This window comes from Streptomyces sp. NPDC048639, from assembly GCF_043199075.1.
In the GTDB taxonomy this organism is placed as follows: Bacteria; Actinomycetota; Actinomycetes; order Streptomycetales; family Streptomycetaceae; genus Streptomyces.
Genome location: NZ_JBICVP010000009.1, coordinates 162168 through 187278, shown reverse-complemented (window position 1 = coordinate 187278; position 25111 = coordinate 162168). Strand labels below are relative to the sequence as shown.

General features: G+C 69.0%; 23 protein-coding genes and 2 tRNA genes. 17 read left to right on the top strand and 8 right to left on the bottom strand.

Annotated elements, in window-relative coordinates; translation table 11 throughout:
- From ACGFNH_RS24800 to ACGFNH_RS24790, 3 genes are all read right to left on the bottom strand, one after another.
- Positions 1–594 (bottom strand): HAAS signaling domain-containing protein, encoded by a 594-nt coding sequence (locus tag ACGFNH_RS24800; protein ID WP_393657185.1) that lies wholly within the window; start codon positions 592–594, stop codon positions 1–3.
- Positions 591–983, bottom strand: a complete 393-nt coding sequence (locus ACGFNH_RS24795; RefSeq protein WP_393657184.1) for a PadR family transcriptional regulator — start codon at positions 981–983, stop codon at positions 591–593. Before ACGFNH_RS24795 ends, ACGFNH_RS24800 begins: the two co-directional genes overlap by 4 nt.
- A gap of 633 nt (positions 984–1616) precedes the next feature.
- Positions 1617–2087 (bottom strand): ArsI/CadI family heavy metal resistance metalloenzyme, encoded by a 471-nt coding sequence (locus ACGFNH_RS24790; RefSeq protein ID WP_393657182.1) that lies wholly within the window; start codon positions 2085–2087, stop codon positions 1617–1619.
- Positions 2088–2166: 79 nt separating this feature from the next.
- Here ACGFNH_RS24790 and ACGFNH_RS24785 point away from each other — a divergent pair, with 79 nt between their 5' ends.
- The 3 genes from ACGFNH_RS24785 to ACGFNH_RS24775 all read left to right on the top strand — a co-directional run bounded on the left by ACGFNH_RS24785 (position 2167) and on the right by ACGFNH_RS24775 (position 5433).
- Entirely contained in the window at positions 2167–2613 is a 447-nt protein-coding gene (locus tag ACGFNH_RS24785) for an ArsR/SmtB family transcription factor (protein ID WP_393657180.1), read from the top strand.
- Positions 2606–3028, top strand: coding sequence for an arsenate reductase ArsC (locus ACGFNH_RS24780; RefSeq protein WP_393657178.1), 423 nt, complete (start codon positions 2606–2608; stop codon positions 3026–3028). The genes ACGFNH_RS24785 and ACGFNH_RS24780 overlap by 8 nt, the downstream gene beginning before the upstream one ends.
- 908 nt (positions 3029–3936) lie before the next feature.
- Complete coding sequence (locus ACGFNH_RS24775; RefSeq protein WP_393657176.1) at positions 3937–5433, top strand: FAD-binding oxidoreductase; 1497 nt, start codon at positions 3937–3939, stop codon at positions 5431–5433.
- 452 nt (positions 5434–5885) lie between these two features.
- On the opposite strand, the gene ACGFNH_RS24770 is transcribed toward ACGFNH_RS24775, so the two are convergent.
- Together ACGFNH_RS24770 and ACGFNH_RS24765 are read right to left on the bottom strand one after the other, a co-directional pair.
- Positions 5886–6650 (bottom strand): class I SAM-dependent methyltransferase, encoded by a 765-nt coding sequence (locus ACGFNH_RS24770; protein ID WP_393657174.1) that lies wholly within the window; start codon positions 6648–6650, stop codon positions 5886–5888.
- Positions 6647–8119: an asparagine synthase-related protein gene (locus ACGFNH_RS24765; RefSeq protein ID WP_393657172.1), complete on the bottom strand. Its 1473-nt coding sequence runs from the start codon at positions 8117–8119 to the stop codon at positions 6647–6649. Before ACGFNH_RS24765 ends, ACGFNH_RS24770 begins: the two co-directional genes overlap by 4 nt.
- 856 nt (positions 8120–8975) lie before the next feature.
- Between ACGFNH_RS24765 and ACGFNH_RS24760 the strand changes: the two genes are divergently transcribed.
- Both ACGFNH_RS24760 and ACGFNH_RS24755 read left to right on the top strand, forming a co-directional pair.
- Complete coding sequence (locus ACGFNH_RS24760; protein ID WP_393657170.1) at positions 8976–10316, top strand: tetratricopeptide repeat protein; 1341 nt, start codon at positions 8976–8978, stop codon at positions 10314–10316.
- Between the two features lie 79 nt (positions 10317–10395).
- Positions 10396–10746 (top strand): tyrosine-type recombinase/integrase, encoded by a 351-nt coding sequence (locus ACGFNH_RS24755; protein ID WP_393657168.1) that lies wholly within the window; start codon positions 10396–10398, stop codon positions 10744–10746.
- A gap of 736 nt (positions 10747–11482) precedes the next feature.
- Here the strand turns inward: ACGFNH_RS24755 and ACGFNH_RS24750 are convergent.
- Complete coding sequence (locus ACGFNH_RS24750; RefSeq protein WP_393657166.1) at positions 11483–12220, bottom strand: GntR family transcriptional regulator; 738 nt, start codon at positions 12218–12220, stop codon at positions 11483–11485.
- Between the two features lie 208 nt (positions 12221–12428).
- Here ACGFNH_RS24750 and ACGFNH_RS24745 point away from each other — a divergent pair, with 208 nt between their 5' ends.
- The 10 genes from ACGFNH_RS24745 to xerC all read left to right on the top strand — a co-directional run bounded on the left by ACGFNH_RS24745 (position 12429) and on the right by xerC (position 18694).
- Complete coding sequence (locus tag ACGFNH_RS24745) at positions 12429–12758, top strand: hypothetical protein (protein WP_393657164.1); 330 nt, start codon at positions 12429–12431, stop codon at positions 12756–12758.
- 2 nt (positions 12759–12760) lie between these two features.
- Positions 12761–14107, top strand: coding sequence for an FtsK/SpoIIIE domain-containing protein (locus tag ACGFNH_RS24740; RefSeq protein WP_393657162.1), 1347 nt, complete (start codon positions 12761–12763; stop codon positions 14105–14107).
- Positions 14108–14227: 120 nt separating this feature from the next.
- Positions 14228–14410 (top strand): hypothetical protein, encoded by a 183-nt coding sequence (locus ACGFNH_RS24735; protein ID WP_393657591.1) that lies wholly within the window; start codon positions 14228–14230, stop codon positions 14408–14410.
- 75 nt (positions 14411–14485) lie between these two features.
- Positions 14486–15196 (top strand): DUF2637 domain-containing protein, encoded by a 711-nt coding sequence (locus ACGFNH_RS24730; protein ID WP_393657161.1) that lies wholly within the window; start codon positions 14486–14488, stop codon positions 15194–15196.
- Positions 15197–15207: 11 nt separating this feature from the next.
- Positions 15208–15396 (top strand): mobile element transfer protein, encoded by a 189-nt coding sequence (locus ACGFNH_RS24725; protein WP_393657159.1) that lies wholly within the window; start codon positions 15208–15210, stop codon positions 15394–15396.
- Positions 15397–15417: 21 nt separating this feature from the next.
- A complete protein-coding gene (locus tag ACGFNH_RS24720; protein ID WP_393657157.1) occupies positions 15418–15690 on the top strand; it encodes a hypothetical protein in 273 nt (90 codons plus the stop codon).
- Positions 15691–15785: 95 nt separating this feature from the next.
- Positions 15786–15965, top strand: coding sequence for a hypothetical protein (locus tag ACGFNH_RS24715; protein ID WP_393657156.1), 180 nt, complete (start codon positions 15786–15788; stop codon positions 15963–15965).
- 5 nt (positions 15966–15970) lie between these two features.
- The gene (repSA, locus tag ACGFNH_RS24710; protein ID WP_393657154.1) at positions 15971–17374 is read left to right on the top strand and encodes a replication initiator protein RepSA; all 1404 of its coding nucleotides are present in this window, start codon (positions 15971–15973) and stop codon (positions 17372–17374) included.
- Positions 17367–17552, top strand: coding sequence for a helix-turn-helix domain-containing protein (locus ACGFNH_RS24705; RefSeq protein WP_393657152.1), 186 nt, complete (start codon positions 17367–17369; stop codon positions 17550–17552). The genes repSA and ACGFNH_RS24705 overlap by 8 nt, the downstream gene beginning before the upstream one ends.
- A complete protein-coding gene (gene xerC, locus ACGFNH_RS24700; RefSeq protein WP_393657150.1) occupies positions 17552–18694 on the top strand; it encodes a tyrosine recombinase XerC in 1143 nt (380 codons plus the stop codon). Before ACGFNH_RS24705 ends, xerC begins: the two co-directional genes overlap by 1 nt.
- A gap of 55 nt (positions 18695–18749) precedes the next feature.
- Here the strand turns inward: xerC and ACGFNH_RS24695 are convergent.
- Positions 18750–18822 (bottom strand) — tRNA-Arg (locus tag ACGFNH_RS24695).
- Between the two features lie 181 nt (positions 18823–19003).
- A tRNA-Ser gene (locus tag ACGFNH_RS24690) sits at positions 19004–19093 on the bottom strand.
- Between the two features lie 604 nt (positions 19094–19697).
- Between ACGFNH_RS24690 and ACGFNH_RS24685 the strand changes: the two genes are divergently transcribed.
- Together ACGFNH_RS24685 and ACGFNH_RS24680 are read left to right on the top strand one after the other, a co-directional pair.
- On the top strand, positions 19698–20183 hold the full coding sequence (locus ACGFNH_RS24685; RefSeq protein WP_393657148.1) for an SSI family serine proteinase inhibitor: 486 nt from the start codon (positions 19698–19700) through the stop codon (positions 20181–20183).
- 486 nt (positions 20184–20669) lie between these two features.
- Entirely contained in the window at positions 20670–25070 is a 4401-nt protein-coding gene (locus tag ACGFNH_RS24680) for a PAS domain-containing protein (RefSeq protein ID WP_393657146.1), read from the top strand.
- The last annotated feature ends 41 nt before the right edge of the window (positions 25071–25111 follow it).

The window sequence follows — 25111 nt, the reverse complement described above, 5'->3', positions numbered from 1 at the left end:
TCAGGGGCGCTTGGTACGCCACAGCCACCCGGCGCCGACCACCGTCATGACGGACACCAGGGCGACGACCGTCCAGCGCGCGGCGTCGCTATCCCCGAAGTCGGGGAAGAAGAGGAGGTTCCACGCGGCCCTGGTGAACGCCGGAAGGAGGGAAGCCAGTGCGAGGCCGATCCACTTCTCGCCCACCGTCCAGTGGCGGGAGCGCCACACCATCACGATGGCGGTGATCTCCATGAAGAGTCCCGTCCAGAGCCGGAAGTCTTCATTGCCTCCCGCAAAGGTCAGGGCCTCGCTGGTCAGCAGGAGAACGATCGGCAGCCATGCCGGGGAGCGGGGCCTGCGCGGCTTGCGGGGCTCATGGGCGCGTGGGTCGGGGGTGTTGCCGAGTTCCTGGAGTGCTGTGGCGGCGATCGTGCGGGGGTCGCCCACTTCGTGGAGGATCTCGCGGATGCTGCCGGGACGTTCGGCGAGCGCGACCTGGATGTGCTCGCTCAGGTCGGCTATGAGTTCTTGGCGGGAGGCCGGGGGCAGTGCTGCGCTCTCGCGTTCGACGGCCGCCAGGTACTCCTGGACGAGAGTGTCCTTGGTCTTCATGAGTGTTCCTTTTCGGAATCGCGCCGATGCCCGGTGGTCGGCGTGAGGAGCCGGTCGACAGCGTCGCGGAAGCCTGGCCAGATCCCGGCGAACTCCTTGAGTGCCGCGTGCCCGGTCTCCGTCAGTTCGTAGTACCGCCGCGGCGGACCGGATGCGGACTCCTGCCAGGTGGTGACGACGAGTTCGTCCCGTCGCAACCGTGACAGCAGTGGGTAGACCGTGCCCTGGCTGGTCGCCAGGGTGCCGGTGTCCTGCAACTCGTTCAGCAGTTCAACCCCGTACTTGCGCCCGTCACGCATGAGGGCGAGGACGCAGTACTCCAGAACCCCTTTGCGGAGCTGGCTCTCGGCCTTTCCCGGCGTCTGGTTACCTGCCTTACCGTGTTCCATGCAAAGCAATGTACCAGGCGAGTCGACCTAGCTCCAGTCGGCGACTGCAAGGCCCCCAAGGACTGGGAGACATCCCCCAGCACCGTGCAGGGCCCCGGATCCCGACCGCGCCACTGGCCGCTGCCGCTGCCACTGCCACTGCCGCTGGCCGCTGGCCGCTGGCCGCTGGCCGCTGCTCAACGAAGGACGGCCCCCGCATGCGGGCCTTACTCGCAGATCAACAAGCACACATAGCCGCCCGGACGGGCGACCGAACGAGCGCACTGCCGTACATGCGGGAAGCCGAAGCCGCCACGGGCCGCGCCGAGTCCCACCGCAAGGCGCATGGCGCGTACGATCCCTCGACGCCCAACTACCGCATCAGCCAGGTCCGCCACGAACTCGGCGACACTCCCAGCCAGGCAGGAGTCGGACATGGCGCGCTACAGCGTCTACCGCCGGGCCCGCGTACGGCACCGGGCCACCCTGGCTGAGCGTCAGCTGGAAATCGGCCACCTGGAAGCGGCCTGCGCCACCTGGCACCAGGCGCCCTAGGACTACCCGCCGAGTCCGGCCGTGCCGACGACGGGATCGAGGCCAGCTTCTCCGCCCACGCCCGAAGAACCCCACCGCCACGCGCCCGCGTACTGCTGGTCAGCCGCAGCTACAACCTGCGGACGCTGATGCCGGTTCGGCGCCCTGGGTGGTGCAGCAACCGTCGCCGGTGGCGTCGGGGTCGGCGCTCTCGCCGAGCGTGTCGGCATCGGCCTTGACGACGTAGACCTCCCAGGGCTCCCGGCCGGGGCCGTGCACCCAGACCTTGTCCTGGAGGGCGTAGCAGCAAGAGGTGTCGTTCTCCTCGAAGGTGGCCAGGCCGGCGTCCTTGAGTCGGGTGGTGGCTGCGTTGACCTGGCCGGTGGACTCGACCTCGACGCCGAGGTGGTCGAGGCGGGTGTCCTGTCCGGGCTCGCCCTCGATCAGGACGAGCTTGAGCGGGGGCTCAGTGATCGCGAAGTTGGCGTAGCCCTCGCGCCGCTTGGCGGGTTCGGTGCCGAACAGCTTCGCGTAGAAGGTGATCGACGCCTCAAGGTCACTGACACGCAGGGCGAGCTGAGCACGAGACATGACACGGCTCCCATCTCATTGAATTGAAGTCTTTCGATTCAAGATTGCGCGCTGGATCGAAGGATGTCAACATAGAACCATGTCGAATCACGAGCTTGTCGTGCTCGGTCCGAGCGGCGAGACAGGCGCCTGCTGCCCGGGGCTGCTGACAGCCCCATTGGACGAGGACCAGGCCTTCGAGCTGGCGAAGGTGTTCAAAGCGCTCGGCGATCCTGTGCGCCTGCGCCTGTTGTCGATGGTCGCCTCCAGAGCGGGCGGCGAGGTCTGCGTCTGCGATCTGACCCCGGCCTTCGACCTGTCCCAGCCGACGATCTCGCATCACCTCAAGCTGCTGCGGCAAGCCGGTCTCATCGACTGCGAGCGACGCGGAACGTGGGTCTACTACTGGCTGGTCCCGGAGACGACCGACCTTCTCGCAAGCCTCCTGACCCGGCCCGCCGGCGAGCCGCCGACCGAGCGGAACGCCACGCGCCACCTCGCCACTCCCGGCCTTCCCGCACCCCAGGAGGATGCCGCTCATGCCTGATGTTGCCGCAGCCCCATCCGTGTTGTTCGTGTGCGTCCACAACGCCGGACGCTCACAGATGGCCGCCGCCTTCCTGACTCACCTGGCGGGCGACCGCGTCGAGGTCCGCTCCGCCGGCTCCACCCCCGCCGACTCCGTCAACCCGGCCGTGGTCGAAGCCATGTCGGAGGCGGGCATCGACATCTCGGCCAAGGTCCCCCAGGTGCTCACCGCCGAAGCCGTCCAGGCCTCGGACATCGTCATCACCATGGGATGCGGCGACACTTGCCCCGTCTTTTCCGGCAAGCGATATCTCGATTGGCAGCTCCCCGACCCCGCCGGACAGGGAGTCGACGCCGTCCGTCCCATCCGCGACGAGATCGAAAAGCGCATCCGGGGCCTCATCGAGGAGATCGCCCCCGATTCACAACCATGAGCACACCACCGGGAGTTCACACCGTGTCTCCGGTTCCCGGCATGCCGACGAGGTCCTGACCACCCACCAACGCGGGCTGGGCCGCCGCGGTGTCGATGCCGCGGCCGTAGGCTCGACTCAATCCTTCTCCGCGCCCTCATCGAGTCGACTGAGCCGGCGGGGCGTCCCGATTTCCGGTCCGGCGTTCCCGGCGAATCGCGACAGCCTCGCCCCTCATCGCATGGCCGGCTTCCGCGCAATCGTTACCTCGTGAGCGCATCGTCGGCACAATGGACTCCGGAGAGACGTGGTCCTGATCGAGTGAGGCATCCCGCCCATTACGCGGCCCCTCCAGCGATATCACCTTGGAAGCCGTAGTCGATTTTGACCTGTACGAGCGCCAACGCCGCTGCCAGCAACTTCCCTGGACCAACGGGACCTTGAAACATCGTTGAGCAGAGACCGCTGCCACGCGGGCGGGAATCCCGCATCTCGGGAGCCTTGACGATCTGCGCACCGGAAGGCTCAAGAACCCCCGTCAACGCAGGCCACAACCGCTCTCTCACCTCCGGAAGCCTAATCCACCGGAATCAAGTCGGTGGATTGGAACCAAAGATGGAACCTTCCCGATGATCTACGCAGGAGCGTCACAGGGGAACAAGGGCATCAGGTTGACCACCCACGCCGACAACACGAACACCGGGCCCCGTCGAATTCACCTGGCCGGGCTCATTCACGCCCCACCAACAAACGCCATCCTTCAACATTCTGCCATCGCCCTCAATTGGCGTGTCGAGCAACACCCCCATTGCGACCCTTGTTAGTCTGCGGGCTCCCGAGAATTGTCCAAGAATATTGAACGCGCCAGCTGGCGGACAAGGTTTTCCCGTGCCGAATACTGGCGTATCCCGGTCGAGAGGATACGGACCATGAATGATTTTCCTCGTCGCGGACTGCTCAAGGCGACGGCGGCTGCCGGCGTCGGCGCGGTCGTTCTCCCAGGCATTACAGCCGCAGAAGCCCCGAGCGCGAGCGCTGCGACCAAAGGGACGGAAAGCGCCGCGCGCTGTGCGCCGGCGCGGCTGACCGGCCGCATCGTCCGCCCCAACGACCCCGGGTACGCGGATGCGAGCCTCGGGTGGGACGAGCTGTTCGTTCGCTATCCGCTGGTCATCGTCTACGCCCAGAACACCCAGGACGTGGTCAACGCCCTCACCTGGGCGCGCCAGCACGACGTCGCCCTGCGGGTGCGCAGCGGCGGCCACAGCCTCGAGGGCTGGTCGAACGTGGACAACGGCATCGTGATCGACGTCAGCGAATTGAAGGGCGCCGAGATCGACACCGAGGCGCGCATCGCCAGAGTCGGCGCCGGGCTCAGCCAGTTGGAAGCGGTGACCACGCTCGCGGAGAAGGATTTCGCGGTGACGACCGGAACCGAGGGCACCGTCGGTCTCTCCGGTGCGACGCTCGGCGGCGGCTTCGGCTTCCTCACCCGCTACCTCGGCATGGCCTGCGACAGCCTGATCGGGGCTGAGATCGTCGTAGCGTCCGGTGACGAATGCGCCAAGGTGATCAACGCAGACCTGAAGAACAACTCGGACCTGCTCTGGGCGCTCCGCGGGGCCGGAAACGGCAACTTCGGGATCGTCACCTCGCTCACCTACAAGGTGTCTCCGCTGAAGAGCGTCGCTTATGTGCAGGCGACGTGGGACGGCATCGGGGACCTGCCCGGGGTCTTCGACGCATGGCAGCGCACGGCGCCGGTCGCCGACAACCGCCTCGGAACCCAGATCGAGATCCACCGGAACCAGATCCTGCTGTTCGGTGTTCTGGCGGAAGGGACGGAGGCAGAGGCGAGGGAACTGTTGGCCCCGATCCTGTCGATCGGCACGCCCGAGGTCACCGTGGAGATCGGCAACTGGGGCGACGTCTATGCCGGGTTCCAGATCCCGACCGAGGACGAGCCCGCCAACTGGAAGTTCTTCTCGCAGTTCACCACCGAGCCGTTCCCCAAGAAGGCGATCAGCGTGATCGCCTCATTCATGCGAGACGCCCCCACGGACGACAGCAACTTCTTCACCCAGGCCTTCGGCGGGGCGGTGCGCAGACCGCCGCGTGGCGGCACGGCGTTCCCGCATCGCGAGGCCCTGTTCTACTCCGAGCCCGGCGCCGGCTGGGGAACTCGTGGGGAACCGGGCAGTGGCGACGAACTCACCCCGGTCGCCCAGGCCTGGATCGCCGAGTTCAGCCAGGCACTGCGGCCCTACGTGAACGGCGCCTACGTCAACGTGCCGAACATCGGAATGGATCAATGGGAAACCGCCTACTGGGGATCCAACTTCGACCGGCTGCGCAAGATCAAGGCGAAGTACGACCCTCAGAACGTCTTCCAGTACGAGCAGAGCGTCCCGCCCGCGTTCTGCTGACCGACACTCGGCTCCGGCACCCCGATCAGGGCACGGCCGGGAGTGCCCCGCGTCAGCCCGGAGGCACTCGTTGGCTCCGCCTGGAATGCGGGCGCCGCTCCAACACCGGCTCGGCGCCCGGCTCGGCCGATGTCCCGGCAACCCTCTGATCAGCAACTCCCCCGCACTCCGAAGCGGTTGCCGTCACACACTGCCGTCAAGGCAAAGCCAGAGGCCCTGTGGATTGATCCACAGGGCCTCTGGCTCGATGCGCGCTCGGCAGGATTCGAACCTGCAACCTCTTGATCCGTAGGATCGGGCAGCTCGTTGGGGCGGGCCTCCACCCTGGCCCTGATGGAGCGCTGGTGGCGGTGATCATGGGCTGATGTGTGCCGTCGTTGCCGTCAGGGTTGCCGTCAACGGACCGGTGCCTCAGACAGCTTCACGTCGCAGCCATGGCTCGGTCTGCCGTGCTACGCGCGGGCACCGGATCGCCTTCGGGTGTAGCGCGCCACCGCGTACGCGAATGGGCCGGAAGGCTTGTCTCCTGCCTCATCGATCATGTCCAGGACCTCGAAGCCTGCCTCCTCCGCGTACCGCTCCAGTTCGCGAGGGAATAGAACGCGCCTGCGGATGGTGTCTTGGGCCTCGTCTCCCGTGGGGAGTATCCATCGCCGGTGCATGGTGTTGATCTGGCTTCGCAGGTCCCACTCGTGCCGGATGGTGACCGTGGCAGGTCCGCCCGGCGTACTGACCGTGGCGGTCGTCGGCTCGGACCTGGTGATCGGGGCGATTGGAGAACACAGCACCAGCAGCGTGCCCGGTCGGGCGTGAACCGCAAACGTGGTGAAGACCTGGTTGATCTCCTTGTTGCCGTGGACGTACGCGAGGCTGTTGCCCACGCAGGTCACCACGTCCATGCGCGCCCCAAGTCGGACGGTGCACATGTCTCCAGTGCGGATGTCCAGCTCCGGCCGGATCCGGCGGGCGTAGTCGACCATGCCGGGCTGGAGGTCTACGCCGATGCACTCGAAGCGCTTGGCCAGGATCTCCAGATCCCGGCCGGTGCCACAGCCGAAGTCCACCAACGTCCTGGCGTCCGGGCTGTACTGCTCGATCAGGGCCTGGCACAGATCTGCGCTCATGCTGTCGGACTGAACCAGGTCGTACAGGGCGGGGTACCGGTAGAGAAGGTTGGTGGCTTCCACGCTTTCCGCATCCGTATCGAGGCTCGTCACATGAGGCTCCGTAACCCGACCTCCAGGGCAAGGACATCGCACAATAGGTCAGGGACCAATGCCGAGCCGCGGGCGTCCGAACCGGCCTGGGCGAGTGCCTTACCGTCAACGTATCCGAGGTCGACCAGTACGGAGTCCCGCACCATGTCGTCAAGTACAGGCAGTCCGTAGGCACGCAGACCCTTCTCCAGTACCTCCAAGAAATTCTCCGGGTCGGCCGGCGCTGCCACCCATTCGGGCAGGCCTGCTCGTCTGAGCCGTTCGCGGAACAGCTTCTTGTGGCGTTTGTGCTCGTGGGGAAGCTGCTCCATGAACCGAACGACCTGTGGATGCGCGAGCGGGCTCACCGGCCAGACTCCGGCCCGGAGGAATCCTGGGTTGTGCATCCCGAACGCCATCAGAGTCGGCACGGGGAGAACGGGGATCGGGGCAAGCTGCTCATTCACCTCGGCCAGTGCTCGCACCGCCTTCAACCCGAGCCACGGCACGGGCTCCGGTGCAGGTAGTTCGGCATCGGTCCTGGAGTGGTGCGCGTTGACTTCGTCACCGCCGCTTCCGGTGAAGATCACCTCGCATCGCCGCCCGGATGCCTGCTCGCGTACGACGTCGAACGCTTCTTGGTAGAAGGCACCTGCCGGATCGTGCGGCTTACGCACAGCGCGCACCCCTCCGGGGCAGAAGGGCGGATGCTGCATAGCGGGGATGGCCATGTCCCGGAAGCCACAGTGCTCCACGAACACTTGGCGCCGCTCCCGCTGCGACGCGCCGATATCTCCTCCGACCAACAGACCGAAACTGTGCACATCGGAGAAACGGACTGCCTTCACAGCCAAGGCGATGTTCCCGGAGTCCGCACCGCCGGACAGCTCGACGCCTACGCATCTGGTTGCCGTCGGTGCATCGCTGACCACGTCGGTCAGCAGCTCGTCCAGAACGGCGAGTGGGTCAACGCCGTGCCGCAGGCTGCGTGGTTCGAGGACGTGCTCAGCGGGCTCCGGGTAGTGGATGGTCAGTCCTGAAGCGCTGAACGTCGCCGATGCCCGCTCGGTGAGGCGGTAAACGCCGTCGAACAGCGTCTCTGACGTGTAGCGGTGCTGCCTCGTGAGTGTTCGGGCGACGACTCGCGGCACAAGACAGTCGGCCCGCAGGTGTGGCCGCAGTTCGGTGAGGTCCCATGAGGCGTTCAGCTCGGCGGCTCCTTCGACCAGGTAGAGCGGAGCTGTGCCGAAGACCCCTGCCGACAGACGGGCCTCTCCGGGGGCCATGGTGAGGGAGATGAAATCCGCTTCGCCCCGCTTCCACTCCTTCACACGGACGCTTACGCGCGGTGCATGGTCATCGTTGATCTCCAGGACCAACGTCGACACATCCGCGGGTTCGATCCAGCTTCGACCATTGACCCACCGGGCGCCCTGCGGCTTCCACTCGGGCTTCTGAAGATCAGCTAGGCGCAGGCACATCGACAGCATGTCGTCCCTTCACGGTATGCGGCGGGGCGGGGCCGCAAACGACCCCGCCCCGCCTGGCGTCAGCCCTGCGTCACTTCTTGCAGTGGTCGCCGTTGTTGTCGCCGCCGCCCGGCATCTTGTCGAGCAGCGCTGCCTCGACCGCCGGGACGCCAGTGATCAGCTCTCCGGTGAACAGCTCGTCCACGTTCATGGCCTTCTCCTTTACGGTTGAACTGAACTCCGCAGCGAATGCTGCGAAGTTGGTCCCGTTCGGCTGCCGGACCCTTGCGAAGAAGGCAGCCGGACGGGGTCGCCTCCCGCATTCAGCGGCAGGCCCTCCCTCATCGCACGCGGGCACTGTGATCGCGTGATGGGGAGGAGTCAGGTGGATGGGGAGGCAGCAGCCACCCCCAGAACGAATCCGACCGACGCTGAGACCACCACGACCAGGAGCGGCCCGGCATAGGCGTTCACGACTTCGGCTAATCGCCTCACAAGCGCTCACCTCGACTGCGCTCATTAGCCTCGCGTACCGCGCAGCTCAGGCCATCGGCCCCGTCCTCAGAGTCACTACGGCGGTGCCGAGGGCAGTGGCACGGCGAGAAGCCATTCGATCCCGGCGCCAGATCTGCGCCCTGAATGGTGTCGATCTTTAACACGCCATCCGTGCCCATCGCCTCGGTCATCAGGGCCAGGCGGGCCCGCGCTTCGCTTCTCATCCCTCAGTCCCTCTGCCCCTCGGACGACGGTTGCGGCGAGGTCTCGCCGTTCCCTTCCTGTCTCTACGCAACCGCGTGACCACGCTCAGCGGTACCGTTACAACGGCGCCAGGACTTGAATGCCTTGAAAGTTCGCAAGGGCACGGGGAGTTGAGGACATGGCAGAGCGTGAACCGAACGTCTCCCTCGCCGGTCTGCTCACAGAGAGCCGGTGGACACACCGTCAGTTCGCGCGGGAGGTCAACCGCATCGGCACCGAGACCGGCACCCCTCTGCGCTACGACGAATCAGCCGTAAGCCACTGGCTCAGCGGCACGACCCCGCGCAGGGCCGTGCGTGCCTGCATCCTCGAAGCGTTCTCGCGTCGCCTCGCGCGCCCCATCACCCACACCGAGGCGGGCCTGCCAGTTCCCCGCGACCAGTCCCCCACGGCCACAGATACCGTGGAAGGTCTGATCGACCTGGGGAGGCAAGACATGGACCCGTCACGCCGCCGCATCCTGGGCGCCGGCCTGTTTTCCGTGGCCCTCACCATCCCCGGCTGGCCCGACGTGATCGGACGGGCCGAAGCCGTGCAGTCCGGTCGCGCATCCAGGATCGGCATGAACGAAGTCGACATGGTCATAGCCATGACTGAGCGCGTCTCAGAGCTGGACGACCAATTCGGCGGGCGCCACGCGCGTCCCATGGCAGCCTCGTTCATGGTCAACACGGTGTCCTCCTACTTGCGCGCCGACGCCCCCAGCGAAGTGCGCAAGGCGATGCTGTCCGCAGCTTCGGACCTGCTGTACCTGACCGGCTACATGGCGGTGGACGAAGGACTGCATGGCCTGGCACAGCGCTACTACGTCAAAGCCCTGGAACTGGCCGGAGCAGCCGAGGACCACCTGACCTACTGCACAACTCTGCGCGGCATGAGCGTGCAGGCAGTCGACCTTCACCACGGGGCCAAAGCTGTGGAACTTGCCGACGCTGCTTCCGCCGCCTCACCAAAGGCCGGCCCGCGCATGCGGGCGTTCCTCGCAGGCCAACAAGCACACGCCGCCGCACAGACAGGCGAGCGTGCGAACGCACTGCGGTACATCCGCGAAGCTGAAGCGGCCATGGACCGGGCGGAGTCCCGCGGCAAGGCGTTCGGATCATATGACCCCGCGGCGCTCAACTACCACATCAGCCAGGTCCGTTATGAACTCGGCGACATCTCCGGCGCTGTCGAAGCCATGCAGGAGTCGAACAAGGTGCGCTACAGCGTCTACCGCCGTACCCGCGTACGGCACTGCGCCACCCTGGCTGAACGCCAACTGGAAGTCGGCCACCTGGAAGCGGCATGCGCCACCTGGCACCAGGCGCTCGACGACTACCCCATGGTCCAGTCCGGCCGTGCCGACGACCGGATCAAGACCATGTTCAGTCTCCTACGCCCTCACCGGAAGAACGCCACCGCGCGCGACCTCTACGACCGTGGACGAACTCTCGCGCCACACTCCCTGATCACCTGACCGGTACGGCGAATTCCTCACCCACGAGAATCAGCACGGAGGCTGCCCCCGCGGGTCACACGCGTCGGACAACGGACAAATGACCTCGATATGCACACGCCGACAAGTCGTCTTCACCACGAGGTACGGCACCCCGATCGAGCCGCGAAATCTGAATCGGTCCTTCGAGGCGCTGTGTGCCCGTGCCGGAGTCCGTAGGGTCCGCTTTCATGACCTGCGCCACACATGCGCGTCGCTGCTCCACGAACAGGGCGCCGACGCTCGCACGATCATGGAAGTCCTGGGCCACAGCTCCATCCGCGTGACCATGGACATCTACACCTTCGTTCGGCTCGACTCCCAGCGCTCCGCCTTCGACCGCGTCGGGGATGCACTGAGGGGTGACGGCAACGGGGCGGACCATGACGGCCGCTCGGGCGGTCGCCCATAGCCGCTTGAAGACAACTCCTCCACCCTCGGAGACGGTTGCCGTCAAACACTGCCGTCAAGGCAAACGCAAGAAGCCCTGTGGAGTGATCCACAGGGCTTCTGAGCTGGTGCGCGCTCGGCAGGATTCGAACCTGCAACCTCTTGATCCGTAGGCAACTCGATTAGGGGGTTGTGCCTCGGTCGGCGTGTTGCTGACCAGCGGGGGTGCGTCCGTGAACGTTCGCGGTTGTTCGCGGCTATGCGCCGTCGTTGTCACGCAGTTGGACACTCACTTCCCGTGGCCTCCCACCATCCTCAACCACCACCCACCCCTAGCTCCCATCCCGTCTGCCGTCGACCCACACACCGTGGAGCGGGCGTGGTTCCTGGCGTCCAGGTGGAGCGCGCCACTGTACGAACGACCTGGACGCCAGGGGCCGCGTCTGCTCGGCTCTGCCTGGGTCGATGGCAGACGGGATGGGAGCTCCCCGCGCGCCACTACCGGGCCGGTACTCGCGAACGGCGGCCCGTCCATCCCGGAGTCTGAGCGCCCCCGCCGGAGGCTTGTTCTGACCGTGCCGCGCTCTGCGGTGCTCGCCTCATGGCCTCCGGTCCATTCCACGCGTGGGCGCGCGTCGGCGCAGCGCGCGCGGAGCGGGCCGAAGGCAGGAGCGTCGCGCGGAGCGGAGCCGGGAAGCGCGCCCGGCGGAGCGAAGCGCAGCCGGGTGCCTTGATGAGGTAGAGAAACCTGTAACAGCTCAGGTCAGGTCGTACTCAGCGGACAGTTCGCGGCCCGCTCCGAGGAAGTCCGTGGCGTACTCCGTCTTCGAGCCGTTCTGGTCCCAGTAGTGGTTCGCCATGGTCAGAACCGCGGTCCCTGCCTCGACTTCGAGCAGCGGCGCTGCATCCTCGGGCACTGAGCGCAGCGATACGACATCGCGCCTTCGGACGGCCCGGCGCCCCGTACGGTCTTCGACCAGGCCAAAGGTCATCTTCGGCAGCGGTTCCGCCGCGATCAGCTCTGGCGCGCTCTCCGCGAACTCCCCGGGCAGCCACGACGTCGAGAGGGCAACGACACCTTCGTCATCGAGGTACCTGCGCTGACGCCGGATCACAGACGCGCCCTCCTCCACTTCGAGTGCTTGTGCAACCTCGATGGGCGCTGGCATCAACTCTGCGCTGAGGATCTCCACGCGTTCGCCGGGGCGGAACCCGTCCCCTCCCACACGAAGCATCTGCAGGCGATCCGGTCCGGTCGTCTGCTTCCGCCCCAGGTCCACGAAGGTGCCCTGCGACGTCGATCGCACGTACCCCTCTGCCTGGAGCTGCTTGATGGCCTTCGCCGCCGTAGCTGACGCGACGCCCCACTCACTGGCGATCGCCGCAATGGACGGGAGCTGCGAGCCCTTAGGAAGGGACCCGTCCGTGATCTTCTCCCTGAAGTGATCCGTGATCTGAATGAACGGCGGCGCGGACCGCTGGATCTTCGGTGTCATCTCCTCTTCCTCTCTAGTCGGCGTACTAGTCCTCGCGGGCACCCGCGCTCTAGCTCGCGTACCCCACATTACGCCGCCTACCTGCCGACGCTAAGGCGCAAGTAGGCCGTCCTCGCAAACTCACTCGTCGGCAGCGCTTGACGATCGTGTACTAGTACGCGCATACTCGACGCAAGCTAGTACGCGAACTCCGATGGGAGAACAGCACATGCCGTCCTTCAAGATCGACACTTCGACCGCTGTGGTGTTCGTCGCGACCGCGCCGACGCCGAAGGTCGCCAACCGCAAGACGGGCGAGATCGCTAAGGACCGTGAGAGCGGCGCCGACCTGATGACGGTGGGCCTGGTGATCTCGGACGAGGGCGAGGGGAACCTCTACCAGGTGTCTGTGCCCGAGACCGGCATCCCCGAGGACCTGGTTCCGGGCAAGCCGGTCACGGTCGTCGGCCTCCGAGCCCGGGACTGGGAGAACGAGTTCAACGGCGAGAAGCGGCATGGGATTGCCTTCCGCGCGGCCGCGATTGTCGAGGCGGGCTGACCATGGCCGACCTGACCACGGTGCTGGAGGCGACTGCCGCTCTCGCGGGCGTCGTTGGCCTCCGCTACGCCAAGACTCACGCTCCGCGCGTGTACTGGTCGCTGGTCGGCCTGCCGGTCACCCTGGGCCGGTTCACCTGGACCTTCGGCACCACGATGGACGTCTGTGGACTGACCGTGCAGCCGTCCCGGCTGCGGGCGTTCATGGTCCGTAACGTCGCCCGACGCGAGGTGCGGCCGGTCCCTCCCAAGGTCCGCCGGGTGCGGGGCACTTCCACCGGTCTGGTCGCCACTCTGCGGCTGCCCGCCGGGCTGGAGCCCTCGGACGTGGCGACCGCATCTGAACGGCTCCGGCACGCCTGGGGCGTCCAGTCCGTCACCGTGGCGGAGACCAAGCCGGGCGTGGTGCAGCTGCGGATGACCGGATACGACGTGCTACGGCGGGTGAGCCTGCCTCGTCGGCACAAACCCTCCGGGTCGTTGATGGTCCCGGTGGCCTTGCGTGAGGACGGGTCGGTGTTCGTCCGTGACTACCGCAAGGTCCCCCATGCCCTGACTCTGGGAGCCAACCAGTCGGGCAAGTCCATGTATCAGCGGAACCTGATCGCCGGTCTGGCCAAGCTGCCGGTGGGCCTGATCGGGATCGACTGCAAGCGCGGCGTGGAGCACAGTGCCTATGCCCCGCGTCTGTCGGCCCTGGCCACCACGCCCGAAGACGCCTCACAGGTGCTCGATGTGCTGATCGAGGAGATGGAATCGCGCTTCGACCTTCTCAGCGAGCATCAAGTCTCAGACCTGTGGGACCTGCCCGAGGACGTCCGGCCGGTGCCTCTGGTGGTGCTCGTCGATGAGGTGGCTGAGCTGTTCCTGACCGCCGCCAAGAAGGACGAGGAACGCCGGGACCGGATGGTCATGCAGATGGTGCGGCTCGGACAGATGGCCCGTGCGATCGGCATCTACCTGGAGGTCTGCGGCCAGCGTTTCGGCTCGGAGCTGGGCAAGGGCGCCACCATGCTCCGCGCCCAGCTCACCGGTCGGGTCGTCCACCGTGTCAACGACAAGCAGACCGCTGAGATGGGCCTGAACGACATCTCATCGGAGGCGGTGTTCGCCGCTACCTCGATCCCGCCGGACCGGCCCGGTGTGGCGGTGGCCGGTGACGCCTCCGGAGGGTGGTCCCGAATCCGCACCCCCGAGACCACCCCCACCGAAGCGGCGGAGATCTGCCGCGAGTTTGCCGACCTGGCCCCTCACATCCCGGCTCTGGCGCCGTACCGGCCCGTTGTGGCCATCGAGCCCGAACCGGCTGACGCATCACCGCTCGTCAAGCCTCGGCCGGTCACCGAGTAACCCCCTGCACTCCACGGTCGGCGCGACCGCTTCGCGCCAGGTCCCTACCCCGCCACGCCCGGAACCCGGACCGACTCAAGGAGACAGGCACATGTTCCAGATCGAGACCAGGAAGCGGCGGTGACGGTCATGGCTACCTCGCGCAAGCCCCGTCCGGCCTCCAAGGCGAAGAAGTGCCCCGACTGCCAGGGCAAGGGCGAGACCAGCAGTGCCGTCCGCGTCGGCCCGCGGGGCAAGAAGCTGACCGACCACCAGCAGGCGGCCCTTTGCATGTCCTGCTGGGGCACCGGCGAAACCCCCTGACCCAGCCCGGCGCCGGGCGGCTCGTCTCTCACGCACCGCCCGGCCCCGGCCCAACCTCCAAGGAAGGAGGACGCGATGACCAAGCCACAGGCCGAGCGCACCGCGATCCTCGTCGCCGGTGCCGTGATCATGGTTCTGACGATCGCCGCGTTCTGGCTCTCCTACGCCCATCTCGCCTCCGTCGCACAAGCCCATGGGCTGGCTACCTCGCCGGAACGCCAATGGGCCTGGCCGGGCACGATCGACCTGTTCATCCTGGCCGGTGAGGTACTGATGTTCCGCGCCGCTCTCCGGGGCGTCACGGACTGGTGGGCGATCGCCCTGACCGTCGCTGGGTCGCTCGGCAGCATCGGCCTCAACGTCGCCGGGGTCGGCGACAGCGCCCCGTTCCTCGACTACGTAGTCGCGGCCGTGCCCCCCTCCGCCGCGCTGTTGGCCTTCGGCGCCCTGATGCGGCAGGTCCACACTCTCGTGACCGACCCGGCCCACGAGTCAGCACCCGCTTCGAAGCAGGTAGCCGTCCAGAGCCCGGAGCCAGTTCCCGCGGAACTGCCCGCACCTGCGCCTGAGATCCAGGAACCCCATGCCGTCGAGGAACCCGAACCGGCACCGCCGCACCGCGCCCCGGAGGCTCCCGCCGTGCCCCCGGCGCTGCTCGACCACGCCCGGAAGGTCGCTGACAAGCACCGCACCGCCACCGGTACCGCCATCGATGCCGACACCCTCCGTGCTCGGCTCGGTGTCCCCCCGGGCCTCGCCGACGCCATCACTGCCCAACTCGCCTGAGAGGAGGCGCCATGCCGCGCCCGAACCGCTTCTACAACGTGACCCGGTTAGGTCCAGTCCAGGTCGGCAGCTACTACGACGGTCGTGGCCGCACCAAGCACAGCGCCGCCTGTACTGCCCCCGGCTGCGGCTTCTCCGCCGAGTACGTGGAGCGGTCCGCCGCCGAACTCGCCGCCCGTACACACCGCTGCAAGCCCTGACCGCCCGAGAGGAGGTTCCGCATGCGCCAGCCCGACGCCCAGTTGCGAGCCAACCACCGCCCCGCCGCGCTGATCCCGCCCGGCACACACCCCGGGCACGTGGTCGTCGTGCAGGCACCGCCCCGCTCGTACGGCGGACTGATCCTGCTGACGGTCACCATCAGCGCCGGCGCTTCCGCCGTACTGATCGCCGCCGCCTTCGCCTTCCAGACGATCGCCGCCGCTGCGGCCGCAGTCGTCCCGACCCTGGGCGGTATCGGCGTGACAGTCCGCCTCGCCAAGAACAAGCACTGACCGGCCCCCGGGACGGCACAAGCCGCCAAGCATCCGCCGCCCCGGGCGCCTTCAACACCTTCCAGATCCAGACGACCCGAAAGGGAAGAGTCATCATGCCTCAGCACGCCCGGAACCGACCGGCCTGCCGCTCCTGCAACGACTTCTCCGTCGTAGCCATCACCACCGGCACCCGGCACCGCGACGGGTCCCGCGTCACGCTCCGCGTGACCTGCCCGACCTGCCACGGCATCGACCGCCCCACCTCCGACGCCTTCGCGCGGGCCGGGAGGTAACCGGCATGAACGACACCGCCACCCTGGCGGGCCTGGACCCGGCCACCTGGCAGGACTTCCTCCGGGTGGCCGGGTCTCCCGGCTTCGACCGCTGGCAGGAGCAGACCCGGCGAACCGGCGGCTGCTCCGACCCCATCCGCCTCAGCGGCGGCACGAAGACAATCGACCGCGCCACAAAGACCGTCCTGCACGCGTACACGACCGAGCATGAGCCGGGAGGTGTGCTCCGGGTGGCCTGCGGCAACCGCCGTGCCTCCCGCTGCCCCTCCTGCGCCTGGACCTACGCCGGAGACACCTACCACCTGATCCGCGCTGGTCTCACCGGCGACCAGGCCAAGGGCACTCCCGAGACCGTCCGCGAACACCCCCGCGTCTTCGCCACCCTGACCGCGCCCTCGTTCGGGCCCGTCCACAACCGCCTCGGCAACCGGCCCTGCCGCTGCGGCGCACGCCACCAGGACGACGACCCGGCCCTGGGCACTGCGCTGGATCCGGCGACGTACAACTACGCGGAGGCAGTCATGTGGAACAACCACGCCTCCGACCTGTGGCGCTACTTCACGATCTACCTGCGCCGCGAAATCGCCAGTCGGGCCGGGCTGACCCAGAAAGCCGCCCGCGAACAGTCCCGGCTGTCCTTCGGCAAGGTCGCCGAATACCAGCGCCGCGGGGCCGTCCACTTCCACGCCGTGATCCGCTTCGACGGCCCCGAGGGACCCGAGACGGCACCGCCTGCCTGGGCGAGCGTTGGCCTACTGACCGACGCCATCCGCGCCGCTGCTGCACGCGTCCGCGTCGTCGTACCCGCCAACGAGGATCACGGGTTCTCTGAGGACTGGGTGCTGCGCTGGGGTACGCAGATCGACGTTCAACCCATCGGCGCCTTCGGCCACGGCGAACAGATCACAGAACGGGCCGTCGCGGCCTACGTCGCCAAGTACGCCACCAAGGCAGCCGAGACCACCGGCACGATCGACCACCGCATCGGGAACAAGGAAGCACTCGTGCTGCTCGGCATCCCCGACCACCCAAGTCGTCTCATTCAGGCATGCCTCGACCTGCACGCCGCGTATCCCGACCGGAAGCTCCGGGACTGGGCCCACATGCTCGGCTTTCGCGGCCACTTCTCCACCAAGTCCCGCCGCTACAGCACGACCTTGGGCGCCTTACGGCAGGTCCGCGCCGACTACCGCGCTGCCCAGCAACGTTCGGCCCTCGGTCTGCCCGACCCTGACGACGCCGCTGAGGCAACCACGCTCACCCTCGCCCACTGGACCTACGCCGGACACGGCCACACCCCCGGCGAATCCTGGCTTGCCGCCAGCATCGCCCGGGACATCCAAGCCAATCGCGAGATCAAAGCCGAAGTCCTCGCCGACCTGGACGGCATGGAGGTCTGGAATGCCTGACGAACTCCTGACCGTGAAGCAGGTCATGGCCACGTTGAAGGTCGGTCGAACCAAGGTCTATGACCTGATCCGCACCAAGGAGTTGCGCTCTCTGACCATCGGCCGAAGCCGTCGCATCCCGGCTCAGGCGGTGCGGTCGTATCTCGATGGGCGTATGGGACTTGGGGAGGTGGCCTAATGTCGAAGCGACGCAGTCGAGGTGATGGCGGCCTTCACTGGGACGACAGGCGTCAACGCTGGATCGCCACGGCCAGTCTCGGCTATGACCCCAGCGGCAAGCGCATCGTGAAGCGAGGCAGCGGCAAGACCAAGACCGAGGCCAAGGCCAAGCTGAAAGAGGTGCTCCGGGACCATGAGGATGGTCTCGCGATCGCGCCGACCAGCTACACGGTCAAGGACGCCGTGAGTAACTGGCTCGCCTACGGCCTCACAGATGTGGACGGCTCGACCGTCGACAACTACAAGACGCTCTGCGAGAAGCACGTCATCGCAGAGCTCGGGGCCAGAAGGCTGCGGGACCTCAGCGCGGATGATGTCGACAGGTGGTTGTCGGCCAAGGCGAAGACGCACAGCACGCGGACGCTGCGTCTGCTGCACTCGTGTCTGAACCGCTCCGTGAAGCGAGCCATGGCGCGGGACAAGGTGAAGCGCAACGTGGTGGAGCTGTGCTCCATCCCGAAGGGCCGGGAGGGGCGTCCGTCAAAGGCGCTCACGCTCGCCCAGGCCGGGGCCGTTCTCGACGCGGCTGCGGATTCCCGGCTGCATGCCTACATCGTGGTCGCGCTGCTCGCGGGCGCACGGACTGAGGAACTGCGGGCCCTCAGTTGGGATCACGTGGACCTGAAGGGAAGGGAGGGGATCTCACCGCACATCGCGGTATGGCGCTCAGTGCGCGCGAGCGGAGACACGAAGACCCGAAAGTCTCGCCGGACGCTGGCCCTGCCCGGACGGTGTATCGCGGCCCTCGTCGAGCACCAGAAGCGGCAGGCACGCCAGCGTGAAGCGGCTGGCTCCCGCTGGACGGAACACGGTCTGGTCTTCACGTCCGAGGTCGGCACCGCGCTCGACGCGGCGAACGTCCGCAAGTTCTTCCGGCGGGTGCTCGCGACCGTCGACGGAATCAATGCTGGAGACTGGACGCCAAGGGAGCTCCGGCACAGCTTCGTCTCGCTGCTCTCCGACAGGGGCATCCCGATCGAGGAAATCGCCCGGCTGGTCGGGCACTCCAGTACGAGCGTGACGGAGACCGTCTACCGGAAGCAGATCCGTCCCGTGATCCAGACCGGCGCGGTGGCCATGAACGAGATCTTCGAGCCGTAGTCACGCAGATAGTCACGCAACGACAACAGGGGCCCCAGATGGGGCCCCTGATCTGCGCGCTCGGCAGGATTCGAACCTGCAACCTCTTGATCCGTAGTCAAGTGCTCTATCCGTTAAGCTACGAGCGCTTACTGCTCCGGCGTTTTTCGGCCGGGCTGCGTTGCGGGAACAACATTACATGACCCGCCGCCGCAGGTGAAATCCGTTCCCCATCCCCCCTCTGACCTGCGCAAACGGCGTTTTGTGCGGCCAAGAACGGCTGAAGCCCCGGCCGTCGGGGCCGGGGCTTCGATGATCAAGGAGATCGAGCGGAGGCTCCGGGATTTGAACCCGGGATGGGGGGTTACCCCAAACCGCATTAGCAGTGCGGCGCCATAGACCAGACTAGGCGAAGCCTCCTCACACACCCGCGCGAACGCGATGTGGTGTGTGCAGATGATGGCACAGCCCTGCGGGCCGTCACCAATCGCACCCTACGGTACTAGGCACGCGTGCAGCAGAGCAAAGCCCTTCCTGGTCGCGCCGGGTCCGGAGGGGCCCACCGAGCTGCCGCCCGGACGGCGTCCCGTTGAGCGCGACGCCGGTACGGAGCAGCCGCGGATCGCGACGCCGGTACGGAGCGGACACCCCGGGACAAGGCAACCCGGCGGAGCGGAGCCCGAAGCACCCGGCCGTGACCCCTGGTCCTTCACTCCCGGTCCGTGACGCCCGGTCCTTCACTCCCGGTCCTTCACTCCCGTCCGCCCGAGCCCCTCCGCGTACGTCGACGTCCCGCTCCGTTCACTCTCACCACCCCTCGTCACTCTCACCGCCCCCTCGTACGACCGCCGTGGCCGGACCGTTCGCAGCCGATCCCGCCTCGGTCACCCCTAGGGACCCCGGTGGCTTGCGCAACGACGCGGCGGCCGGAGCGTTAGTTATGGCGGGCTCGCGCGAGCGGCCCCTGCCGCCCCCGACGCCATGACGCCCGAGCCCCGGCTCCGGGCCGACCCCAGGAGTTCCGATGCTGCGCCGCCGCCTCACGCTGGTCACCCTGTCCGCCGCCGCAGCCTTTGCTGCCGCTCCCGCCGCCGGGGCCGTCGCGGCCCCCATGCCGCACCCCATGCCCCTCCCGGTGCTCAGATCGTTCATGCCGCCGCCGGCAGTGGCCCCCTCCGGCGAGGACCGGCTCACCATCACCATCAGCAACAGCGGCAACCGGGCGGTCGACGGCCGCTACTCCCTCGACTGCCACCCCACGGGCGGTACGCACCGGCAGGCCCGGGCGGCGTGCGACCGGCTCGACGAGATGGTCCGGTGGGGCGAGAGCCCGTTCGCGCCCGTGGAGCCGCGTGCCAACTGCACGATGATGTACGGCGGTCCGTCCACGGCGCGGATCACCGGCACCTGGGCCGGCCGTCCCGTCGACGCCCGCTTCGACCGCCGCAACGGCTGCGAGATCGCGCGCTGGAACCGGCTCCGGCCCGTCCTCCCCGAAGCCGGCGTCTGAATCGGTAGCACGCGCCCCGGCGCGCACCCCGACCGGTCCGCGCCCGATCCGCGCCCCGGTCAGCGTCACCACCCCTCTCACCCCGGCCACCGCACACCCCCCGCGGAACCGTCACGGACGCCGGCCGATCCGGCATGCGGTCCGGCGGGATCGGTCGGCTGTCGACCGATCCCGCACACCGTCCCGCTGAAACGGGCACGGGTGCCGACCGATCCCGCGCGAACGACGACCGATCCTGTGCGTACGGGTGTCGCGCGCGCCTGTCCGGAAGCGCTGGGAAGGGGCCTATTCCTGTGTCATCACGGGCGCCCAGGGCTTATGTCAGGCGTGCGGTAAGTCGCACAAACTCGTCGCTCGTCCTCCCCTCATCCGCCGTTGCCCCCGCAACGGGTGGCCGTAGACTCCCTCCAGTGACATGCCCCGGGACACGCGGCAAAATGGCCGGGGCCGTCGGTGAGGAGCAGTGATCAGGGAGGAATGGTCGTCGTGAGCAGCAGGCCATCCCGGGGCGCTGCTCGGCTTGCAGCCATACTCGATGCGCTGCCCGACGCTCTGCTGCTGGTGAACTGCAACGGCACGGTCGTCAACGCCAACACCATCGCCCTGGAGACGTTCGAGGCACCCGGGACCGCTCTCGTCGGCCGGGGCCTTCTCGACCTGCTGCCGTCCTTCGACTCGCGCCGCATCCCCGGTTCGATGCGGCGGCCCGAGGACGACGAGGGCCGGACCAAGCCGACCCGGATGATCGCCCGGCGCACCGACGGGTCCGAGTTCCCCGTCGAGATCACCAGCGCGAATCTGGCGGACGGCCGCACTCCGTACGCCGATGCCTCCCTGAACCACTTCACCGGCGACGAGCTGCTGATGCTCGTCGTCCGGGACCTGTCGGGGACCGTGGACACCGAGGCCGAGCTGGCGCGCCAGCAGCGTCAGACCGAGATGATCCTGCGCGCCGCGGCCGAGGGCGTCGTCGGTGTGGACACCGAGGGCAAGATCGTCCTCGTCAATCCGTCGGCCGCGCAGATCCTCGGGTACCGCGCCGGGGACCTCGGCGGCAAGGAGCTGCACCCGCTGATCCACCACTCCCGGCCCGACGGCAGCCCGTTGCCGTACAACGAGACGCCACTCGCCGACTCCCTGCGCTCCGGCCGCAAGCACCGCGTCCGGGGCCAGGTGCTGTGGGCGAAGGACGGCCGCGCGGTGCCGGTCGACCTGACGACCGCGCCCGTACGGGACGGGGAGCAGCTCGTCGGTGCGGTGATGACGTTCACCGACCGGCGCACGTACAACGCGGTGTCAGCGCGGCATGCACAGCTGCTGGCCGTGCTGGACGAGGCGCTGCGCGGGCCGCTCGACCAGCTGCGCTCGGAGTTGGGCACTCTCGCCTCCGACCCGGCGGGGCAGCTCTGGCCCGAGGCGAACCAGATCCTGCACTACCTCACCGCCGGTTACGCACGGATGACCACGCTCATCGACAACGTGCTGAGCTACCAGCGCCTGGACACCGGCAAAGAGCGGCTGGACCGCGCACCGGTGTCCCTCGACGGCGTTGTGGCCGCCGGTGTCGAGGGCGCGGTCGAGCTCATCGGCCCGGGGCGCGCGCAGTTCGCGGTCCACGCCCCGCCGATCGAGGCCGAGGTGGACGCGAAGCGGCTGGCGCAGGCACTCGCGCATCTGATCGCCGATGTGGCCGGGGTCGACGCGACGGGGAACGCCCCGGCTGCCGGCGGCTCGGGCGACTCGACGATCGTGGTGGCCGCGGCGCAGCGCGGCGAGGTCGTACGGATCGAGGTCCGCGGGCCGTACGCCGGCGGCGACCCGGTGCACGAGCCGATCGTGCGCGGCATCGTGGAGCGGCACGGAGGCGTGCTGCAGACCCACGAAGTGCCGGGGACGAGTGGCAGCGCCTACGTCCTCGAGGTGCCGCTGAGCGCGGACAGCGCCGCGGCGCCGGAGCGGATCATCGACGCCCGGGACCGGGAGAACGCCACCACCGTGATGCCGGTGCCGACGCAGCGGCAGCGGGGCACCGAGGTGCCGGGCGCCGCCGCGGCCGACCCCGCACAGGGTGCGGCGGGCGGCACGAACGGCGGTGCGCCGCAGGAGGCGTCGGGCTCCGGCAGCGTCACCGTGCCCGCGCAGTCGACGGGCTCCCAGCAGACCCCGACCGGCCGCCGCCGTGCGCGGCGGAGCCCGGAGGGCGACCCGGCGGCGGGTGGCGGTCCGGGGGCGCCGGGTGCCCATCCGGCCGACGCGGCCATGCCGGGTCAGGAGGGCGCGGGCGTTCAGGCGCCCGGTCCGCACGGGCAGGACACGGGTGCGCCCGCGGCGCAGGCCCGGCCCACGGGACGGCGGCGCGGCCGGCCCAGTCCGGCCGAGGCACGCGCCGTACCGCCCGGAGGCGTGCCCCTCGGCGGGTCCGCCGAGGGCGAGAGCGGGGAGAGCACCGCGGGTGCGGCCGGATCGGGGACGGGCCGGCGGGCCCGGCACGGAGGCCAGGACCAGTCGTCCGGCTCGCTGGCCATGGCCGCGGAAGAGCGGCCGGACAGCGGTGACGGCTCCAACTCGCCCGTACAGAACGAGATGTACGCCGCGGGCGCGAACGGCACGGCCGGCGGAGCGCCGCAGGGCGCCGGCGCCGAACCGCGGTCGTCCGCGCTGCCCGCGCTGCCCGGAGCGACGGACCACGGCCGGGAGCAGGGGCAGCAGGGCCTGAGCCCGGTCCCGTCCCAACTGCGTCCGGCAGGACTGAACGGCACGAGCGCGCCCGTACCGCAGCAGGGCACCGGCCCCGAAGCGCAGGGCACCACGATGGAACCGGCGGCGCGCCGCGGCCGCCGCCTCGGCACACCTGCCCACGGCACTTCGGCGACACCGGACGGGCGGCCCCAGCCGTACGGTGCGGGCGCCGAATCCGGGGATCCCGCGACGTCGCAGCAGGGTCAGGTCCCGCCGGGCGGCCGGAGGGTGCGCCGGGCGCTGGCCGGTGGCGGACAGGAACAGGCCGCGGCGGAAGGGGCGGGCGGGCAGCGCCAGGCCCTGGCTCTGCCGCCCGCGGAGAGCGACCGGCAGGCCGGACCGGCCGGGACGGATGAGCAGTCGGGTCAGGCGGGAACAGCCTGGGCCGGGGACGAGCAGAGCCGTCACGACGCCATGGCACCGGGCATCGACGCCGAACACACACCACCCCAGGCACATCCCGTACCGGCACCCACCGGGCGCCGCCGTGCCCGGCGCGACCCGGCGGATGAGGGGCAGAGCGGGCAGAGCAGGCGCCTGACCGCCGAATCGGGCATGCCGGCGGCACCGCAGTCCACGCCCGCCCAGGGCTTCCCCGCCCAGGAGGGACAGGGTTCCGCCGGTCAGGAGGCCCCGGTCGGCCCGCCTCCGCCGCCGGAGTCCGGCGTGCCCGGGGCGATGCCGGCGACCGTGGACCAGACCGGCCCCAGCGCTCCGGTTCCCCCTGGTCAACCGGCCGTGGCGCAGCCTCAGCCCGAGCCGCGGCACGAGATGCGACCGGAGCAGACGCCTCCGCCGCCGAGCCACCCCCGCGCCGCCCAGCCGCTGCCCGCCGAGGCCCCCGCACCTCCGGCGCAGGGCCAACCGGCGTCGACGCAACCCGCACAACCCGGACCGGGGGCGCAGCCGCACCCGGCAGCGGCACCGCACCCGGCGCAGCCCGACGCACCGCAAGGGCAGCCCTCGCAGGGGCAGTCGCCTCAGGGCCAGCCCTCGCAGGGCCAGCCGCCTCAGGGCGAGCCGCCCGCCGCCGACGGCCCCGCGGCCGGCCAGTCGCGCGCCATCAGCGTGCGGACGCTCGGCCAGGGCGTGCCGTTCGCGCAGCAGATCGCCGATCAGCAGCGACTCCAACCGGCGCCGCAGGCCCCGCAGTCCGCAGGTTCCGGCAGACGTCGCAGGCTCGCCGCCCCGCCGCAGGAGGGTGATCGCACGCCGCCCCCGCCCGGCGGCGCGCTCGAGCCCGCCGGGCGCCCCCGCGAGCAGCAGCAGCCCCAGCCACCGCGGCTGCTGGACTCCACGGAGGGCCGGGCGTACGCGATCGGCGCACCCGACGAGGGCAGCGAGGGCCCCGAGCCGCTGGACGGTCCGAACGGCGCCATAGACGTCACCGACTCCCAGAGCGCTCCGCCGCTGGACGACGAGCTGCCGCCCGAGCCGCTGGACAATCCGCGACGGCTGCTGGTGTGGCCCGCCCCGGACGTGGCGACCCAGCAGGCGCTGAGCGACCGCGGCTACCGCCCGGTGATCGTCCACTCCCGCGAGGAGGTGGACGCGCAGATCGCGGCCTACCCGGCGGCGCTCTTCGTGGACCCGCTCACCGGGCCGATCACCCGGACCGCGCTGCAGTCGCTGCGTACGGCGGCGGTGGCGGCCGAGGTTCCGGTGCTGGTGACGGCGGGGCTCGGGCAGGCGACGCGGGAAGCGGCGTACGGCGCCGACCCCGCGGTCCTGCTGAAGGCGCTCGCGCCGCGGGACAGCGAGCAACACCCGCCGCGTGTCCTGCTGATCGAGGCGCACGACCCCATCGCGGGCGCTCTGTCCGCGACGTTGGAGCGGCGCGGCATGCAGGTCGGGCGGGCCGCTTCGGACGCGGACGCGGTGACGCTGGCGTCCCAGATGCGGCCGAACCTCGTGGTGATGGACCTCATGCAGGTACGCCGCCGGCGTGCCGGGATCGTGGACTGGCTGCGGGCGAACGGGCTGCTCAACCGCACCCCGCTGGTCGTCTACACCTCCGCCGACATCGACCCGGCCGAGCTGCCGCGGCTCACCTCGGGCGAGACGGTCCTCTTTCTGGCCGAGCGCTCCACGAGCCCGGATGTGCAGAGCCGGATCGTCGACCTGCTCGCGAAGATCGGGACGAACTGACCCAAAGCGCCCCAGCCTTGGCGGTCGGCGCAGGCGTCTCC

Coding starts and splice junctions, on each gene's coding strand:
- ACGFNH_RS24800 (WP_393657185.1), bottom strand. CDS start 594: ATGAAGACCAAGGACACTCTCGTCCAGGAGTACCTGGCGGCCGTCGAA.
- ACGFNH_RS24795 (WP_393657184.1), bottom strand. CDS start 983: ATGGAACACGGTAAGGCAGGTAACCAGACGCCGGGAAAGGCCGAGAGC.
- ACGFNH_RS24790 (WP_393657182.1), bottom strand. CDS start 2,087: ATGTCTCGTGCTCAGCTCGCCCTGCGTGTCAGTGACCTTGAGGCGTCG.
- ACGFNH_RS24785 (WP_393657180.1), top strand. CDS start 2,167: ATGTCGAATCACGAGCTTGTCGTGCTCGGTCCGAGCGGCGAGACAGGC.
- ACGFNH_RS24780 (WP_393657178.1), top strand. CDS start 2,606: ATGCCTGATGTTGCCGCAGCCCCATCCGTGTTGTTCGTGTGCGTCCAC.
- ACGFNH_RS24775 (WP_393657176.1), top strand. CDS start 3,937: ATGAATGATTTTCCTCGTCGCGGACTGCTCAAGGCGACGGCGGCTGCC.
- ACGFNH_RS24765 (WP_393657172.1), bottom strand. CDS start 8,119: ATGCTGTCGATGTGCCTGCGCCTAGCTGATCTTCAGAAGCCCGAGTGG.
- ACGFNH_RS24760 (WP_393657170.1), top strand. CDS start 8,976: ATGGCAGAGCGTGAACCGAACGTCTCCCTCGCCGGTCTGCTCACAGAG.
- ACGFNH_RS24755 (WP_393657168.1), top strand. CDS start 10,396: ATGACCTCGATATGCACACGCCGACAAGTCGTCTTCACCACGAGGTAC.
- ACGFNH_RS24750 (WP_393657166.1), bottom strand. CDS start 12,220: ATGACACCGAAGATCCAGCGGTCCGCGCCGCCGTTCATTCAGATCACG.
- ACGFNH_RS24745 (WP_393657164.1), top strand. CDS start 12,429: ATGCCGTCCTTCAAGATCGACACTTCGACCGCTGTGGTGTTCGTCGCG.
- ACGFNH_RS24740 (WP_393657162.1), top strand. CDS start 12,761: ATGGCCGACCTGACCACGGTGCTGGAGGCGACTGCCGCTCTCGCGGGC.
- ACGFNH_RS24730 (WP_393657161.1), top strand. CDS start 14,486: ATGACCAAGCCACAGGCCGAGCGCACCGCGATCCTCGTCGCCGGTGCC.
- ACGFNH_RS24725 (WP_393657159.1), top strand. CDS start 15,208: ATGCCGCGCCCGAACCGCTTCTACAACGTGACCCGGTTAGGTCCAGTC.
- ACGFNH_RS24720 (WP_393657157.1), top strand. CDS start 15,418: ATGCGCCAGCCCGACGCCCAGTTGCGAGCCAACCACCGCCCCGCCGCG.
- ACGFNH_RS24715 (WP_393657156.1), top strand. CDS start 15,786: ATGCCTCAGCACGCCCGGAACCGACCGGCCTGCCGCTCCTGCAACGAC.
- repSA (WP_393657154.1), top strand. CDS start 15,971: ATGAACGACACCGCCACCCTGGCGGGCCTGGACCCGGCCACCTGGCAG.
- ACGFNH_RS24705 (WP_393657152.1), top strand. CDS start 17,367: ATGCCTGACGAACTCCTGACCGTGAAGCAGGTCATGGCCACGTTGAAG.
- xerC (WP_393657150.1), top strand. CDS start 17,552: ATGTCGAAGCGACGCAGTCGAGGTGATGGCGGCCTTCACTGGGACGAC.
- ACGFNH_RS24685 (WP_393657148.1), top strand. CDS start 19,698: ATGCTGCGCCGCCGCCTCACGCTGGTCACCCTGTCCGCCGCCGCAGCC.